The organism is Ruegeria sp. HKCCD6426 (assembly GCF_057221115.1).
The window spans coordinates 247,751-262,963 of record NZ_JBWVBF010000005.1 but is presented as its reverse complement, the minus strand read 5'-3'; the positions used below and the strand labels follow the sequence as shown (position 1 = coordinate 262,963).

Annotated in this window: 12 protein-coding genes and 2 pseudogenes; 8 read left to right on the top strand and 6 right to left on the bottom strand. The window is 55.5% G+C overall.

The window, feature by feature from the left end; translation table 11 throughout:
* Positions 1 to 160 precede the first annotated feature (160 nt).
* The gene (locus tag AC2TDA_RS16165) at positions 161 to 2,206 is read left to right on the top strand and encodes a dockerin type I domain-containing protein (RefSeq protein ID WP_480879727.1); all 2,046 of its coding nucleotides are present in this window, start codon (positions 161 to 163) and stop codon (positions 2,204 to 2,206) included.
* A gap of 18 nt (positions 2,207 to 2,224) precedes the next feature.
* Here the strand turns inward: AC2TDA_RS16165 and AC2TDA_RS16160 are convergent, their stop codons facing one another.
* The gene (locus AC2TDA_RS16160; RefSeq protein WP_480879726.1) at positions 2,225 to 3,535 is read right to left on the bottom strand and encodes an HlyD family type I secretion periplasmic adaptor subunit; all 1,311 of its coding nucleotides are present in this window, start codon (positions 3,533 to 3,535) and stop codon (positions 2,225 to 2,227) included.
* Positions 3,532 to 5,256 carry a type I secretion system permease/ATPase gene (locus AC2TDA_RS16155; protein WP_480879725.1) on the bottom strand — a complete coding sequence of 575 codons (1,725 nt, stop codon included), beginning with the start codon at positions 5,254 to 5,256 and terminating at the stop codon, positions 3,532 to 3,534. Before AC2TDA_RS16155 ends, AC2TDA_RS16160 begins: the two co-directional genes overlap by 4 nt.
* A gap of 645 nt (positions 5,257 to 5,901) precedes the next feature.
* Between AC2TDA_RS16155 and AC2TDA_RS16150 the strand changes: the two genes are divergently transcribed.
* From AC2TDA_RS16150 to AC2TDA_RS16140, 3 genes are read left to right on the top strand one after another with little or no spacing between them, the layout of a single operon-like run.
* Entirely contained in the window at positions 5,902 to 6,714 is an 813-nt protein-coding gene (locus tag AC2TDA_RS16150; RefSeq protein ID WP_480879723.1) for an ABC transporter substrate-binding protein, read from the top strand.
* A gap of 1 nt (position 6,715) precedes the next feature.
* Positions 6,716 to 7,549: an amino acid ABC transporter permease gene (locus AC2TDA_RS16145; RefSeq protein ID WP_480879721.1), complete on the top strand. Its 834-nt coding sequence runs from the start codon at positions 6,716 to 6,718 to the stop codon at positions 7,547 to 7,549.
* Entirely contained in the window at positions 7,549 to 8,280 is a 732-nt protein-coding gene (locus tag AC2TDA_RS16140) for an amino acid ABC transporter ATP-binding protein (protein ID WP_480847153.1), read from the top strand. The genes AC2TDA_RS16145 and AC2TDA_RS16140 overlap by 1 nt, the downstream gene beginning before the upstream one ends.
* Before the next feature lie 86 nt (positions 8,281 to 8,366).
* Here the strand turns inward: AC2TDA_RS16140 and AC2TDA_RS16135 are convergent, their stop codons facing one another.
* Complete coding sequence (locus AC2TDA_RS16135) at positions 8,367 to 9,203, bottom strand: substrate-binding domain-containing protein (protein WP_480879719.1); 837 nt, start codon at positions 9,201 to 9,203, stop codon at positions 8,367 to 8,369.
* Between the two features lie 27 nt (positions 9,204 to 9,230).
* Positions 9,231 to 9,350: pseudogene (locus AC2TDA_RS16130) on the bottom strand (LacI family DNA-binding transcriptional regulator); the annotation flags it as partial.
* 400 nt (positions 9,351 to 9,750) lie between these two features.
* Here AC2TDA_RS16130 and AC2TDA_RS16125 point away from each other — a divergent pair.
* The 4 genes from AC2TDA_RS16125 to AC2TDA_RS16110 all read left to right on the top strand — a co-directional run bounded on the left by AC2TDA_RS16125 (position 9,751) and on the right by AC2TDA_RS16110 (position 13,694).
* Positions 9,751 to 10,179, top strand: coding sequence for an ATP-binding cassette domain-containing protein (locus AC2TDA_RS16125; protein WP_480879718.1), 429 nt, complete (start codon positions 9,751 to 9,753; stop codon positions 10,177 to 10,179).
* A complete protein-coding gene (locus tag AC2TDA_RS16120) occupies positions 10,172 to 10,303 on the top strand; it encodes a hypothetical protein (RefSeq protein ID WP_480879716.1) in 132 nt (43 codons plus the stop codon). The genes AC2TDA_RS16125 and AC2TDA_RS16120 overlap by 8 nt, the downstream gene beginning before the upstream one ends.
* 173 nt (positions 10,304 to 10,476) lie before the next feature.
* The gene (locus AC2TDA_RS16115) at positions 10,477 to 11,235 is read left to right on the top strand and encodes a Gfo/Idh/MocA family protein (protein WP_480879863.1); all 759 of its coding nucleotides are present in this window, start codon (positions 10,477 to 10,479) and stop codon (positions 11,233 to 11,235) included.
* 428 nt (positions 11,236 to 11,663) lie between these two features.
* The gene (locus tag AC2TDA_RS16110; RefSeq protein WP_480879715.1) at positions 11,664 to 13,694 is read left to right on the top strand and encodes a DEAD/DEAH box helicase; all 2,031 of its coding nucleotides are present in this window, start codon (positions 11,664 to 11,666) and stop codon (positions 13,692 to 13,694) included.
* A 169-nt stretch (positions 13,695 to 13,863) separates the two neighbouring features.
* On the opposite strand, the gene AC2TDA_RS16105 is transcribed toward AC2TDA_RS16110, so the two are convergent.
* Both AC2TDA_RS16105 and AC2TDA_RS16100 read right to left on the bottom strand, forming a co-directional pair.
* Positions 13,864 to 14,496 (bottom strand): sulfatase/phosphatase domain-containing protein, encoded by a 633-nt coding sequence (locus tag AC2TDA_RS16105; RefSeq protein WP_480879714.1) that lies wholly within the window; start codon positions 14,494 to 14,496, stop codon positions 13,864 to 13,866.
* Between the two features lie 297 nt (positions 14,497 to 14,793).
* Positions 14,794 to 15,166, bottom strand: a pseudogene (locus tag AC2TDA_RS16100) (sulfatase-like hydrolase/transferase).
* Positions 15,167 to 15,213 lie beyond the last annotated feature (47 nt).

Genomic DNA, 15,213 nt, shown 5'->3' with positions numbered 1-15,213 from the left:
TCAGTCAGTCTTGCGGCCGGGTGACCCATGCAGTCGAACCGGAAAAACTTGAGTTAAACTGAAACCGAACTCCTCGTTTTCACCACATTCCTGCTCTGGTTTCGGCCTGGGCATTCGCTCAACCTGTTGTCACGACCAAGGGTGGCTAGGGGTGAGTGTGATGATGCTTCAATTCGAAAGTGTGGTGGCAACGGGGACCGCGGCGCTCGATTCAGGTATCGGCGATACGGCTTTAAAAACGTTTAACGGTGAAACGTATCTCTTCAGTATGACCGGGATCAGCGGAGGCGTAGTCTCATGGCATTTGGTAGACGGAGCCGCGCCGGTCATTCAGGATCAGCAGTACTACGACGTTACCATCAGCCAGCAAGTTGGCCGCAGTGGTGTCCCTGTGACGCTGGCGGGCAGCGACCAATTGCTTCTGGATGTAGATAGAGCAACCGGACTTGTCAGTTACGATCTTAATTCTGACGGTACCATCGGTGCATTGCGCGAAACCGGAGGCCTGATCGGTGGCGGGGATGTTTCGTCAGCAGTGCAGGTCTCGTTCGGTGCGGTTGATCTGCTGGCTCTGGCCCATTCGGATACCGGGCAAATCAGAACCTATCACATCAACAATGATGGTTCCCTAACGGCTACCGATTCGGTGATGATGCAGGCGGGTATGCTGCAAACACTGCAATCAGGTGCCGGCCAGTTCGTTATTGCCGCTGACACGACGAGTAACGCCATCACAACCTTTGCCGTCGAACCGAGTACCGGCGACCTCACAGAAATCACTGGTAACAGCGCCATCCAAACCCTAGGAATCAACGCTCCCACAGCTGTCGAGGTCGCCCAGGCCTATGGTGAATCGTGGGTGGTCGTAGCGGCGGCCGGCAGCAATTCGCTAAGCGTCATGAAGTTAGGCAGCGATGGTCGATTGACTGCGACGGACCACGTCCTGGATACATTGCACACCCGATTTGGATCCGTTCAGGATATGTCACTGGTCGAGGTCGCGGGGCGCGTGTTCGTAGTTGCGGGCGGTGGGGACGACGGGGTCACCCTATTCACACTGACGCCGGATGGCCAGTTGGTCCATATGGACAGCTTCGCTGACACGCTGTCCAGCGGACTTCAGAATGTGGAATCGCTGAGCGTTGCTCAGGTCGGTGATCAGCTGCAAGTTTTTGCCGCATCACAACAGGATGCCGGTTTGACCCAGCTGAGCGTCGACGTCTCGGATCTGGGTGACGTCCGGCAGGGATATGGCACCGTTACCGGTACGGCGCAGGACGATATGCTGAGTGGAGGGGTTCTGGACACAGTATTGAAAGGCGGTGCAGGCGACGACATCCTGATCACCGGCACCAGTGCTACAACCATGACCGGGGGCGCAGGGGCGGATACTTTTGTAGTGCGCGAAGGCAGCGGCCTGACAACGATCACCGATTTCCAGGCGAGGACAGATCGATTGGACCTGTCTGACTTGCCGTTTCTGCGGTCTCCGGCGCAACTGAATTTCACCAGCACTGCCCAAGGTGCGCGCATTCAATATCGTGACGAGACGATCGATGTTGTCTCGGCCTCTGGCGGGTCTTTGAGCAGTTCCGATATCTTTGGCGCAGGATTCGATGGCCCGGACCATATTCCCGTTAACTTCAGTAATGTTCCGGACAACAATGCGTTGCCCGGCGTTCTGGGTGCCGTGGCCTTGGATTCCGATACGGCAAACCCGGCTCTGCAAGGGGCTGAAGTTCAATTCACACCGGACGGCGGGTCGACCATAACCGCACAGGCCAATGATCAGGGAGAATTCCACTTGGGCATACCGCCGGGCACATTCCCCGGCGACTTGGATATCGTAAAATCCTATTCCACGGCCAGTGGAGAGATCACTGCACTGGATGCGTTGCAGGTTCTGCGGATTGCGGTGGGGCTAGACCCGATTTTCGGTCCTGCCACAGCGGAAAACCTGATAGCGGCGGACATTACCCGCGATGGAACGGTCAATGCGCTTGACGCCTTGGCAATCCTGCAGGTTGCCGTCCGCCAACCTACTGCCCATGATGCTGAATGGGTGTTTCTAGATGCTGCAGCCGATTTGTCAGGGATCACCAAATCCAACGTCACATATGATACTGGTGTTTCCGTCACTGTCGTGGATGGGGCGGTAACCGCAGACATGACCTCGATCCTGCTGGGCAATGTCGAGGCCGTCTGACGGTCCTGCAGGTTCGCCTTATTTTTCGCGAAACGCCCGGTAGAAATAGTCCGACATCGGTTTTACCAGATAAGAAAGCGGTGTGCGCTCATCGGTCTTGATCATTGCCTCAACTGGCATACCCGGCAGCAACTCCTGATCGTTGAGCCGTTCGAGCTGACCGTCATCGGGCACGACTTCGGCCCGGTAGAACGTGAATCCGGTGCTTTCGTCAGTGAATGTATCTGCCGAAACGTTAATAACGTGGCCATAGAGTTCGGGTGTTTCGCGTTGGTTGAAGGCAGGAAACCGCAGCGCAACTTCCTGACCCCGATGCAACTGGTCGACATGCAGCGCATCCACCTTTGCCGCCACGACCAGAGGGGTGTCCTGCGGCACCACATACATCATTGGTTCGGCAGGCCGGATCACGGACTGCACTGCAAAGACCTGGCTGTCGTAAACCGTACCGGCCACCGGGGCGCGAATGTCCAGCCGCGACATCCGCTCGGTTAGTGACAATCGCTGTTCCGACAGTTCAACCACCCGTGCCTCGACATCGCGCAGCTCGGTGATGGCCTCTTCTCTGCGTGTCGCTTGCAGCTCAACGATCTGGATTTCGGTCGTTGCGATTTGCCCTTTCAAGCGCGCGACTGAGGCTTCGAGACGGCCGATTTCACCCGTTAGGCTCGCCTGCTCGCGTTGCAGGGCAGAGACCCGGCTGGCCTGGGTCAGGCCGCGTTTCAGCAGCCCCTCCTGATCGGTCAACTCATTCGCGATCAACTCCAGCTGAGTCCGTTGGGATACCAGCTGCGCCTGCGTTCCCTCGATCTCGCTTTCGATTTGGATACGCTGTTTTCCCAGCTGCTCGGTTTTCTGGTTCAAGGTGTCCAGGCGCGCAGAGAACAAGCGTAATTGTCCTTCCAACAGCTCAGGAGCAATCTCCTCCTGGCTTTGCAATTCCTGCAGCCTAGTGGCCAGACCCTGATCATCTTCGTCATCGCGTTCGGCCTCTAGCCGGGCCTTGCGGGACAGGAGTTCGAAGAGTTGGGATTCGACTATCGTTTTCTCCGAAGCCAAAAAAGTATCGTCCAGCCGCAAAAGCAATTCGCCGCGCACCACAGAATCTCCGTCGCGTACGAAGATTTCGCCGACAACGCCACCGTCGGGGTGTTCAATCACCTGCCGGTTGCTTTGCACCTCGACGATACCTTGCGAGATGACTGCCCCTGCCAATTTGGTTCGAATGCTCCACACACCTAATCCGATGACAAGAATGGCCAAAGCCGAGAAACCAATGATAGCCGGAACCGTGATGTTCCAGGCTGGGCGTTCAGGGGATCCCATCATTTCTCACCCACCTTGTTCAGGTGCCGTTTGATGACATTTGCGTTTTGCACCATTGAATTGAGAACCTCGTCCCGAGCGCCGGATTTGACGATTTGACCTTTTTCGACAACAACCAGATCATCACATTCCGAAATAGCCTGCGGCCTGTGTGTCATGATAATCGCTGCCTTTCCGGCAGTCTTGAAACCGCGAACAGCCGCGTTCAGTGCTTCAGTCCCTTCGGCGTCAAGGGCAGAGTTCGGTTCGTCGAGGATCAAAAGAACCGGGTCGCCATATAGCGCACGCGCCAGCGCGATCCGCTGTTTCTGCCCGCCCGACAACTGGCTGTCATTGCCCTCAAGGAACGTGTCATACCCTTTTTCCAGACTCAGGATCATCTCGTGCGCGTTGGCCTTCTTTGCTGCGGCAACAACGGCTTCGGCATCCGGTGTCTCTGACATCCGGGCGATGTTTTCAGCAACGGTTCCGTTGAACAGGGTTACTTGCTGCGGCAGGTATCCGATGTGATTTCCCAGATCGTCGGAATCGTATTGATCCAGTGTTGCGCCGCCCAAACGAATTTCACCCGCTGCGGGGATCCACAGACCCAGCAAAGCTTTGGCTAAGGTGGTTTTACCGGAGCCACTTTTCCCGATCACGCCAAGCGCCCGACCCGGTTCAAGATTCAATGACGCGCTGCGCAAGGTTGGCGTTTTTATTCCGGGCGGGATGACGGTCAGGCCCTTGGCTACCAGTCGGCCGGTCGGAACCGGCAGTTTAGTGCGCGGTTGCTCGGGCGGAGTCGAGTCGAGAAATTTGTTCAGAGAGAGCCAGCCCGTGCGCGCGCGTTCAACCAGCGCCCATTGGCCTACTGCCATTTCCACAGGCGCCAGCGCCCGTCCTAGCAGGATCGAACCGGCAATCATTGCGCCTGGTGTCATCTCGTTGCGTAGTACAAGCAATGCCCCCAACGCCAGCATCGCAGATTGCAGGAAAAGCCTCAGCGATTTGGTCAGAGAAGTGAAGCTGCCAGTCCAGTCATTTGCGGCGATGGTTTGCGAGAGGGCCGCGGTGCGCTGTTTCAGCCAACGTGTCGTCACATCCTTTTGCATCCCCTGCGAACGTACGACTTCAGCTGCTTGCCGCGCGTGTTCGGCAAAGGAATTTGCCTGTGCTGACGCGCCCTGCGCCTCGGCCACCTTGCGGTGAGTCATTGCCTGGTTCAGCGCGGCAATAGCGATCAGAAGCGCGCCACCAGCGACCGCAAGCCAACCTAGCAGCGGGTGAAACAAAAAGATCGCTGCTAAGAAAATTGGCGTCCATGGAATGTCCATCACCGCAAGGAAAACAGGAGATGCGAGTAATGAGCGGATTGTTTCCAGATCGCGCAAAGCGGTTGCTGGTGCCGACCTGACTTGCGGGAATAGCGACCGGCGCATGGTCGCTTCGAACACCCTTTCGTCAAGCATGGATTGGAACCGAGCCCCAAATCGCGCCATGATCCGGCCGCGGGCGTAATCCAGCATCGCCATCAATGCGTACAGCAGCGCAACCAGCAAAAACAGCGCGGTCAGTGTTTCAACCGAACGTGATCCAAGAACCCGGTCGTAAATCTGCAACATGAACAGCGGTCCTGTCAGCATCAACAGGTTCACGAAGATGCTGAACAGAAATGCGAGGGATAAGAACACGATCCCCTGATTGCCCACATTCAGCAATTCCTGTCGCCGCGGTGCGGGCATACGATTTCTAAAAATCACGACTGTTGGTCCTTATTATCCCCAGTTGAGCCCGACCGGTGGTGACGACCCAATTGTTGCTCGACATCTCAACACTGTATATCGGCGCGCTCAACACGAACAACGGGGGTTTGTAATCTCGCCTTAATAGATGAGCCAGTTGTATAGTCCTGAACGTGGATTTCCAGCAAAAACACGCCGAGTGAACATGAGAAAAAGATGTTTCGTCGTCTCATTTCCAAATACGCAACAGGACGGCAGTAGCGCAGAAAATCTCCGCCATTTGAAACTGTTCCAGCCGTTTGGAGCTAAGTGAAGTCAGCGTGTCCCAGGTCAGCAACCGCGATCAGCAACATCACGCCAGTCGTGGGGATAAATCACTGTTCGACGAAACTCAGAACTGCGCTCTGCATGAACGCTTAGATATGGCTCCTTTTCCGATTTGGTAACCTGCCTTCGCGACTCGCGCCCATGTGCATTTTTCCTTCATACAGCGCAATCTGGATGCCGACTACGCTCGCAAAATGGCCCGGTGTTCCAAAACGGGAGGGACGATGATGCTCCAGTGTCAGTCAATGTAACCTGCTGGACAGTGTCCAGAGGCGGAACTACCCTGCTGCAAAACTGCCTAACAGGAGGTTTCACTTGATGTCCAAGATACTTGCGATCACTGCAGCGTCATTAGCATTCTCAACCGCAGCTTTTGCCGAGGGGAATTGCGCCGCTGGTAAAACTCTTACAGACGGGAAATTCACCGTGGCAACCGGGAACCCTGCTTACTATCCTTGGGTACTGGATGACGCGCCAGAGAAAGGTGAGGGGTTTGAGGCCGCCGTAGCCTTTGCCGTGGCCGAGGAGATGGGTTTTGCCGCCAACGACGTCGTATGGATCAGATCGTCCTTTGATGAGGCGATTCAGCCTGGCGCAAAGGAATTTGACGTCAATATGCAGCAATACTCGATTACGCCTGAACGAGATCAAGTGGTCGATTTCTCGGCACCCTACTATACGGCTCCGATGGCCGTTCTGGTCAGCCCGAATGCAACCGACACCGCTCCGACGCTGGATGCGTTGAAAGGTCTGCAATGGGGCGCTGTTGGTTCGACGACGGCTGTGCCGAAACTGGCGGCCATCATACAACCGGACAATGACCCCCTTCTTTACGGCGACAACGCGGATGTGAATGCGGCGATGATTGCAAACCAGATCGACGCCGCGCTTTTCGACTTGCCGACTGCCTTGTTCCTGAGCGCAGTGATGATCGAAGGCTCTAAAGTCATTGGCCAATTCGCGCCGGATCAGAGCGACAACCCCGATCAGTTCGGCATGCTGATGGAGGAAGGCAACCCATTGAAATCCTGCATCGATGACGCGCTTGCAAGTTTGTCCGCAAGCGGCAAACTGGCAGAGATTGAGGCAAAATGGCTGCAGGACACCACGGGTGTTCCATTGATAAAGTAATATGAGTAAGTCCAAAGCGGCGGGGATGACCCGCCGCGAACGCTATGAGGCGCAGCAGAGGCGCCGGTCCATGGTGATCGCTGCAACAAGCACTGTCACCGTGATCGCCGCTTTTTATTTCCTGGTGCCGCTGGCACCTGGCTGGGCAAAGGTGCAGCAAAGCTTTTTCAATGGCGCGGTGCTGGTCAAGACCTTTCCCAAGCTGCTGGAAGCCTTTCGTGTCAACGTAATGATCTTTGCGTGGTCGGCACCTGCGATTGCCGTTCTCGGCCTTCTCATCGCGCTGGCCCGTGATGCAAAATCACCTGCACTGTTCCCTTTGCGTATTTTCGGTGCTGCCTTCACGGATATTTTCCGGGGTGTGCCCGTTATCCTGACTGTTTATCTGATCGGGTTCGGGATTCCCGGTCTGGGGCTGCCACGCCCGTGGAACTCACCTTATATTTGGGGGTCGTTGGCTCTGATCCTGACATATTCGGCCTATGTGGCCGAGATTTTCCGCGCAGGGATCGATAGCGTCCACCACAGCCAACGGGCCGCAGCCTTGTCCTTGGGCTTGTCCGAGCGGCAGGTGATGCGCGACGTGGTGCTTCCTCAGGCGATACGCAACGTGGTTCCTTCGCAGATGAACATGCTGATTGCATTGCAAAAAGACGTTTCGCTGCTGAGCTTTATCGGACCAGTGGAGATCTTCCGTCAGGCCGGGGTTTTCAAATCACTTCTGGCCAACTTCACCCCATATGTCGGAGCGGCCATCATCTTTCTGATCGTGACGATCCCGGCAACACGCTATGCGGATCATCTGATGGCACGACAAATGCGAGAGCGCAGCTGATGGCTAAACTTGAACTGCAAGGCGTGGTCAAGCGCTTTGGAGATCGCACTGTGTGTGATGGAATTGATCTCTCTGTCGAAGAAGGGCAGATGGTTTGCCTGATCGGAGCGTCAGGTGGAGGTAAGTCTACCCTCTTGCGCTGCATCAACCTGCTTGAGCCGATCGAGGATGGGGCAATATTCCTGGATGGCGAGGATATCTCGGTCCCCGGTCGTGACCCACAATCTGTCCGGGCGCGTATTGGAATAGTCTTTCAGAGCTTCAATTTGTTCCCGCACATGAATGCGCTTGAGAACGTGCTGCTTGCGCCGCGCCGTGTACGTGGATTGTCGCGGGCGGAGCTTCAGCCGGATGTCGAAGCTCTGTTCGACCGGTTTGGGCTTGGGGACAAGATGTACAACTACCCCGATCAACTATCGGGCGGACAGCAGCAGCGCGTTGCTATTGTCCGCGCGCTTGCGATGCAGCCAGAAGTCATGCTGTTTGACGAAATTACGTCAGCGCTCGACCCGCAACTGGTTGGAGAAGTGTTGGATGTCCTCCTGATGCTGAAAAGGCAGGGCATGACTATGGTAATGGCCACGCACGAAATGGGTTTTGCGCGCGAGGCCGCGGATAAAGTGTGTTTTCTGAAAGACGGTCGCATCATAGAAGAAGGCCCGCCTGAGGTTCTGTTCGAAACGCCGGCGCACGAGCCAACACGCAGGTTTCTGGCTAGGGCCTTGAAGTAGGCTAACAAACCTTTGATTTCGTCAAGGCGCAAGCGTTTATCGCAATTTACAGGAGCCGACAGTTTCAGCGACAATCGGCGAGAGCCTTAGCCGCGCGGAGGTGCCGTACTTTTTCGAACAACCACGTCATGAGGCAGGAATAGCGGGCCGGTAGGCGCCGAATGGTTCTCCAGTAAAGACAGAAGCGTTTCCACCGCGCGTTGTCCAATCAAGTTTCGCGCCTGATGCGTAGTTGTAAGTTTAGGTTGGAAAACGCGCGAGAACGGAATGACGTCGAAACCCATAACCGAAATTTGTTCGGGAACGGAAAATCCCGAGGCTTGAAGGCTGCGAACGAAACCCATAGCTGATTCATCGTTCGCACAAAAAACAGCCGTCGCCGCAGTGTGTTGCTTCAGAAGAACTTCGGTTGCCTTTTGACCGTCCTGAAAAGTAAATCCGCCGGGTATCATTGCGATGTTGGCCTGCAGTCCCGCAACTGTCATAGCTCTGGTATATCCGGCCAATCTGTCTTCGGTCAGCGTGTTACTTTCGGGTCCGCTAACGTGCACAATGGCGCTGTGCCCCAGGGACAAAAGGTAATTGGTGGCGTCATAGGCCGCCTTTTTATTGTCCGTTCCAACGTGCGGCACGGTGCTGCTCTCTATGCGTTCAGAAATAGATACGATTGGAACATCATCAGGTGTATGCCCTTGCGGTGGCGCAGTGCCGTTCAGAATTAAGGCGCCATCCGCGCGTCCGTTGCGCAGGTTTTCGAGAATGCTGGCATATCTTTTGTCGTTGCCATTGGTATTGCCGACCAAGATTGTCAGTTTCGCGCGAGTGGCGACCTCTTCGATCCCGGACGGGAATTTGGAAAAGAAAGGGTTTGCGATGTCGGGCAGAATGACCAAAACCGTGCCGGACCGGTTTCGCCGTAACATCTGAGCGGTCGTATTGACGCTGTAACCTGTTGCAGTGACGGCGTCGAATACAGATTTTCGGGTGGTTTCTGAAACAATATCAGGGGATTGCAGGGCGCGGCTTACCGTTGTCGTGGACGCGCCTGCAACTCGTGCGACGTCCCGGATTGTCGGTCTTTTTTTGAGGGTTCTTGGTCATACTGCCACACTCGTGGCGGCGAAAAAGTCAATTCGTAATGGGCTAAAATAAGAATGAAACGATTTCATAAGGCGCGCGGCTATGAATACTTCGATCTTCCGGGGAAGGGGCATGAAGTTGGGCGTAAACCTGCTTTGCGAGGGTGGATTAATTGGCAAGGAGCACTTGGAGCACTGACGTCTGGCTGCGCAAGAGGGCTTTGATGGCGTCGAAATTCCTGTTCTCGATGGAACGCCACATCATCGCGCCTGGTTAGCCAGGGAGCTAGATACGATAGGGCTGGAGCGGACGTGCGCTTCCATCGTTCCTGACCCAAATGCGAACCCGACCAGTGCATAACCGGAAATTCGTGCCCGCAGGTTCGATCATTTGGATTGGATCCTGTATTGTGCAACCGCGCTGGATTCCGGCAGTTTTAGGGCGTGGGCCGGGGAGGCTCACGCGCTCGCCGGCGAGAACGGTGCAGGCAAATCCAAGCTGATGAAGTTTCTGTCCCGGTTCTGTCAGGCGGAAGAGGGCGAGATCTACCTGCACGGTCAGAAGGTTCGGTTTCAGCACCTGCTTGAAGCGCTCGCCCAAGGTGTGAGCGTAATTTATCAGGAGTCTTCTCTACTGCCCGACCGGACAGTTGCCGAGAATTTCTTTCCGGGAAGTGAGCCCGTAGGGGATGGGGGTTTTTGGATGCTGAACGGATGCGGTCGGAGACTTCGGACGTTCTGGCCTTGTTTGGCAACCACCATAGATTCGAACCCGACACGCTGGCGGGGAGTTGGATGTCGCGCAGCGGCAGATGGTTGAAATCACCAAGGCTTTGTCACTGAACGCCAAGGTCATCGTTATGGATGAACCGACCGCTGCGCTGAACGAAGCGAAATGTAAGCTTTTGTTCCAACCGGTGGATGACTTGCACGGCCCTGGCTAAAACGGGTTTTAGGGCGCCGAGAGCAGAGAAAATCACTGGCCTGCCATTGGGGCATTTATGTGTTTTGCGACAAGCCTCTGACGACGTCCGCGTGGGAAGCTCGCGCCTTTTTTGCGGAGCAGGAACAGACTGGTGTGTTGTCCATACTGACCCACAACTATCGGGGCACTCCGATGGTTCGGCAAGCGCGCCATATACAGGTGGAATATGTGCAGGATTGGCTTACCGAGCCCGCCCCTGATGGCAACAAGCAGGCTAAATGGCGCACCGATCCATTGAAGTCAGGGGCAGCGGGTGAGTTGGGGGACATTGGTGCGTACGCATGTCAATTGGTGTGCTTTGTCAAAGGACAACGGGCGACCCAAGTTGCGGCGGGCTTAACGGCATTTATGCCTGAGCGCTGGGTAGATGATAATGTCGCGGTTCTATTGCGTTATTCCGATGGTGCGAAGAGTATGCTTTGGGCTAGCCAAATCGCGCCAGGCAACGAAAACGAATTGTCTCTGCGGGTTTGTGGCGACAAGGGCGGCATGGAATGGAAACAGGGAGATCCCTATCGATTGTGGTACACACCTTTCGGAGAACGCAAGCAGCTGCTAACCCGAGGTGGCGGAGGAGCCAAGACGGCGGCCAATGCGGTCACACGGGTGCCCGGTGCCATCCCGAAGGGAATTTGGAAGCCTTTGCGACGAATTACACTTCGACTGCACACGCGATCCGGTCACATCAGGGCGGCCTGCAACCTGATCCGGAAATGTTATTCACCAGCTTGGAAGAGGGTGTGCACGGGATGGCCTTTGTGGAAGCTTGTTTACGTTCGTCAGCCGGAAACACGGTTTGGGAGGCCATTAAAAGCTAAAGCTGCAAGGGTTATCTGCTTGGTTGGCAACGATCAAATGGCCTCGGGGCGGAAAATCAGGCGACAACTCTGACAGCCTATCTGGTTTCGAGCCAACTCGGTCCAATATTCTCAGCTCATTTGTACGATCAACGAAGCTTGTGGTTGTATTGCGAGCCGTCCAACTGCGAATGGTATCGTTTTCCCGGGGCAATAAGCCAGTTAGAACTCTCCGACGGCCCCGGTTTCTCCGAACGTCAGCCAATCCAACATCGCTGATTGGTCAGTTTTCAGCGGTTATAAAGCCGGACTTAAGTTACCCACCCGTGCCTACAGAAAACCGGCGGGTTCGCGCTCTACTTCGGAGTTTGAAGTACAAACCAGTTTTCGCAATGTGAAAGATAGGCCGTGGCTATACAATGCCGGTGACTCAAGTTAAGAGGCTTCCTTTAACTTTGGATGATGCGCTGACTGCAATACCGCACGGCTCACATCACCTGGCCGATACAAAGAACCATCACCGTGAAACAAACCATCGCAAACGCGCTTGCCCGCAAGGGTTATGATACATTGACACAAGTCCAACAGGCCGTGACCCAGCCTGAATTGGATGGGCGCGACATGCTGGTATCAGCGCAAACCGGATCAGGAAAAACCATCGGGTTTGGTCTGGCGATTGCACCTACGTTGCTGGGCGACGGCGACACGTTCGGGACGTCCGGCGCCCCATTGGCCTTGGTCGTCGCGCCGACACGGGAGCTGGCGCTGCAGGTAAAGCGTGAACTTGGCTGGCTCTATTCCGATGCAGGTGCGTTTCTGGCGTCGTGCGTCGGTGGTATGGATATGCGCGACGAACGACGTGCACTGGCACGCGGTGCACATATCGTAGTCGCTACTCCGGGCAGGCTACGTGATCATATCATGCGGGGCTCGATTGATCTGACCGCGATCCGAGCTGTGGTTCTGGATGAAGCCGACGAAATGCTTGACCTTGGGTTCCGTGAGGATCTGGAGTTCATTCTTGACGAAACGCCTGCAGAACGTCAGACATTGCTGTTTTCTGCCACTGTGCCGCGCGCAATTGCCAATCTGGCGACGCGGTATCAGCGCGATGCAGAACGTGTCAGTACGGTTAGCGAACAAACCCAACACGCCGATATTGACTACCGAGCCATGGCGGTGGCCCCGCGCGATGGTGAAAACGCGATTATCAATGTTTTGCGCTATTATGAAGCGCCCAATGCCATCGTGTTCTGCAATACTCGAATGATGGTATCGCGCCTGACTACGCGCCTGTCGAACCGGGGGTTTTCGGTTGTGGCTCTGTCCGGCGAGTTGACCCAAAGCGAACGATCCAATGCATTACAAGCGATGCGTGATGGTCGGGCTCGGGTTTGTGTGGCGACAGATGTGGCAGCGCGTGGAATCGACTTGCCGAACCTCGATTTGGTGGTGCACGCCGAACTGCCAAACAGCCATGAGACCCTGTTGCACCGTTCCGGCCGAACAGGTCGTGCAGGGCGCAAGGGCGTCAGCGCATTGGTTGTGCCGCCGTCATCGCGAAAAAAGGCGGAACGTATTCTGAAGTTCGCCAAACTAACTGCGGACTGGGGGTCCGCTCCGTCAGCTGATGAGGTGCAAGAGCGCGATCAGGCCAGGTTGTTTGCATCTGATGACTGGCAGGTAGAGATCACCGAAAGTGAACGCGCGGTAGTTGACCAACTGGTTGAGGAGTTCACCCCCGAACAAATCGCCGCAGCTTACCTCCGCCAGTACAATTTGCGCCATTCCGCCCCCGAAGAGCTGGCTGCGGTAAAATCGGAGAGCCCAAAGCCACGTGCCGCCTTTGGACCGAGTGTTTGGTTTTCGTTGTCTGAAGGGCGCAACCAAAATGCGTCTCCGCGTCATTTGCTACCTATGGTGTGCAAGGCTGGCAACCTTACCAAAGACGATATCGGTGCTATCCGAATTGCCGATGACGTGTCTTACGTCGAAATCCGTGAAGCCAGTGTTGAGGGTTTTCTGGCAGCTGTTGGTCCCGACATGAAAATTGAAGGCTCAAAGGATCTTGTGCGACAGGACAGAGCGCCGGACCTACCAGCGTTTGAACGGTCCAAATCCAAGCGCGTAGCCAAGGGTAGTTCGCGCTCATCCAAAGGGGACGCAACCCCCATTGATTGGAACGACGAACCAGTACCCCGTCACCGCAAACCGAAACCCGAGGATCGAAAGCCCCGAAAACCGAAAGAGAAGGGATCCAAAGCGGATCGCTCGACCGATCACGCGGATGCCCCTAAGCGTCGCCAATCCCCCTCGGCCGTGGCCTCCAAAGGGGAGCCGGATGTCAAATTCAAAGCAACGGGCGCCAAGAAACAAGGCCGCAAGGCTCGCGATGGTGTACGCAAAGGCGGCGATTTCAAATCCAGTGGCGATTCCCGAAAAGGCCCGCCACCGCCCAAGGGCAAACCCAGCAGCAAGAAAAACCGCGCACGTGCCGCTGCTGCAAAGGTTGCCAAGGGCGGAGAGGCGGTACCAAAACGACGGAAGACATAGCCTTGGTTTGTCTGCTCTCGGTCCAGGTCAGCCATGGCCTCGATCTATGGTATTGCAACGCGGATAGCGCATTGCTGCCCGGCACGCATTTTGGAGCAAACCGAACTGTGAGGAGATTAACACGACCGCCATATCGCCGCCCCGTTGCCGAGGCGGCGCGATTTCGCTTTTAGTGCCCGTTACCACGTTTCGCGTTGGTGATAGTCTGTTCCAAAGGGTTGTAGCCTTCGGGAACCGGAACGAGATTTACCTCCTTGGTATAGCTTTCGAAAAAGGTTTTCATTTTTGCTACGCGTTCCGGCATTTCGGTGGCCGGATCATGAAGTTCCGACGGATCGGCCTCGATGTCGTATAATTCCCATTCACCAGTGCCTTTCGGGGGCAAGTTTTGCATCAGCTTGTAGCGCCCGTCGAACACCGCAGAAGAACCTGCTAATTCGTATCCAACGGGATTGCCGTCTCCCCGAACCGTCAATGCTTCACCTTTGAGGACGGGCATCATACTGATACCGTCCGGAGCATAAATCTCTCGCCCTTTATAGATGGAACTCGGCATTTCTACGCCTGCCGCATCCAAAAGCGTTGGGACTATATCACTTGCAAAGGCGAATTTGTCGATCTGTGTGCTTGGCTCGACGACACTCGGAAAGCGTACGATCAGTGGGACGCGCAATCCGCCTTCGGTGGAAAACGTCTTGAAGTAGCTGCCAGGAACCGCCGCTGCCGCCGCCCAACCGGGACCATAGTCAGCGAAAACGCCCTTTTGGCCCATATCGGTAAAGTCGCCTTCGAAATCTTCCATGTAGACCTTGTGGTAGTTGGCCTTGGACCAGGCGGTATGCCTCTGAGAGCGGTAGCTGGTTCGGGTTCGGGCTATTGTTGGCAAGGAAGATCACGATCGTATTGTCTGTGATACCTTTGTCGTCGAGATAGGTCAGCAGCTTGCCAATATTGACGTCCAAATTGTCGGGCATACCGGCATAGGTCTGCATCCTCCGCGCATTAAATGCTTTCTTCTACTCTGCCAGTTTTCCTAATTCGGCAAATGCCGCGGCTCGTGAAAAGATGCATAAGGCTGCGCCACACAATTGTCGGCCGCTCACTCATCCAGCATGAAGGACTTCTCGAACCCGCGGGCATGAGCAATGGTTTCGGGTTCGTGGCCGAGATGCCATTTGCCGGTCAGGGAGGTGTGGTAACCCGCGTCGCGAAACAGTTGTGGCAAAGCGACCACTTTATCGTTCAGGTGACCCTCATAGCCCGGTTTTCCGAATTGGTTGTCAGCTTGGATTTCCAGCATGTTCCCCAAGCCCGCCAGGTGATTGTCAACTCCGCTGATCAACATGGTACGGGTAGGCGAACAAAAAGGCGCCAACATGAAAATTGGTGAATAGCATGCCCTGTTCGGCCAACTGGTCGATGGTCGGAGTTTCGATCTCGCTGCCAAAAGCGCCGACGTCGGAAAAGCCCATGTCGTCTGCAATAAGTATTAGTATGTTGGGCCGGTTGTCGTCGGTTT